Here is a 1,509-nt window from a genome sequence, read left to right on the forward strand (position 1 = left end):
TAACCAACAGGACATTTTAAAGGCTAATAAAAATATTCCTAATAGAGAGTCGGATCATGAATCTTTCAATAGGACAAAAATTGAAAATAAAAAGAATGAGTTATCAAGGTTAGAGCAGGATCATAATGGTAATTTAGCGCACCAAAAGACTAAGTTTGAGTCTTTGGAAGCAGATAAAAATAAAAAAATTGCAGAGCTAGATTCTACACACAACGATGATAAACAAATCATTGATAATGAACCTGAACTAGCTGAAAGCAAAAATGATTATCACGATCATAATAATAGTTTTGAAAGGTATCGAAGTTTAGGTCAACTATCTCACGCTTTTGGTGCGACAACTACTTCTGCTTTCTCTATTGGTACTGCTAATGAAAGAGCTAAACAGGCTAATGCAGAATTAGATTCCTCAGTAAATCATAAAACTAATGATTATAACCGCGAGCGTGCTAGTAGTTATAAAAGCAGCGCACTAGAAATTATTAACCAGATTCTTGCCATTTTGGAAAAACATAATGCCACGATTGGTGAGATTGCCAGAAAATGTTAGTTATTAATTATATAGGAGCTTTTCATGGCTATCATTATTGCTGATCGAAATTATGTTATTCCTACCAACATAGATTCTTCAAAAAAAAATAAACATACTCAATTCTCTACTGAAAAATGTAATGAAATAGATGAGGTTGACTCAGAAGTAAGTAATTCGGTTACTAGTTTACTCGTTTGTTTAAGAAACTATGAAAAATTTAATTTATCTAAAGATAAATCTCATGCGAGTTTTTCTAATCACCTGTTAAAGCAAGAGTTAGTTAGTTTTAATGTTCAATTGTCTCAGTATGGTGCTTATGATAATTCTGCATTTAACGCAGAAATTGAAGATATCGCTAAACAGTATAATTCAGAATGTATTCAGGCTGGTGCGAGCCAGCTTGAGGCTCCATTTGAGCGTAAACCTTTTGTAGACCAAATCTGTAATATTATTGATACAACCAAGTTAGAATATTATGATGCTTTTGAACGTGCCTTAGCAAAGTATATTGAATATTACAAGAAATTTAGTGATATTGTGGCTAAAATGTCAAGTTATATACATTCGGTGGATGATGAAGGCCAGCTAAGGTATGACTTCATGGATTTAAAAACAAGCTTAATTGAACTACAAAATGATTATACAGAACATAGTGAAAATAATATTTTGTATCCTAAAAATTGGGACGATAGAGTTAATGTGACACATGAAGATGCGTTGAAATGGACTAAAGATATGGGTCTTCCTAACACCTGTATAAAAACAATTACCGATAAAATAACCGGCAAAATCTATTATGTTATTAATATAGACCCTTCTCCTTTACAAACAATGATTGATAATATTAAACACGGAGATAAAAATAATTATAAGTTATCAAACACTGAGTACCAGGCATGGTTAACAGGTTTTAACGCCCAGGAAGATCAAATTAAAACCACCGTTCAATCTTTAACTGGACGCTATGGCAATGCAAA

2 protein-coding genes are annotated in these 1,509 nt (G+C 32.1%); both read left to right on the forward strand.

The genetic code is table 11. The features are described from left to right. Positions 1–550 (forward strand): hypothetical protein (locus SPM24T3_RS23965; protein ID WP_009639430.1); only part of this gene is annotated, 550 nt, incomplete at its 5' end. 24 nt (positions 551–574) lie between these two features. Beyond that, positions 575–1,509, forward strand: a 935-nt coding sequence (locus SPM24T3_RS23970) for an IpaD/SipD/SspD family type III secretion system needle tip protein (protein WP_009639431.1), incomplete at its 3' end; no start/stop codon positions are given.

The sequence above is a fragment of the Serratia sp. M24T3 genome, from assembly GCF_000257645.1.
GTDB lineage: Bacteria > Pseudomonadota > Gammaproteobacteria > Enterobacterales > Enterobacteriaceae > Rouxiella.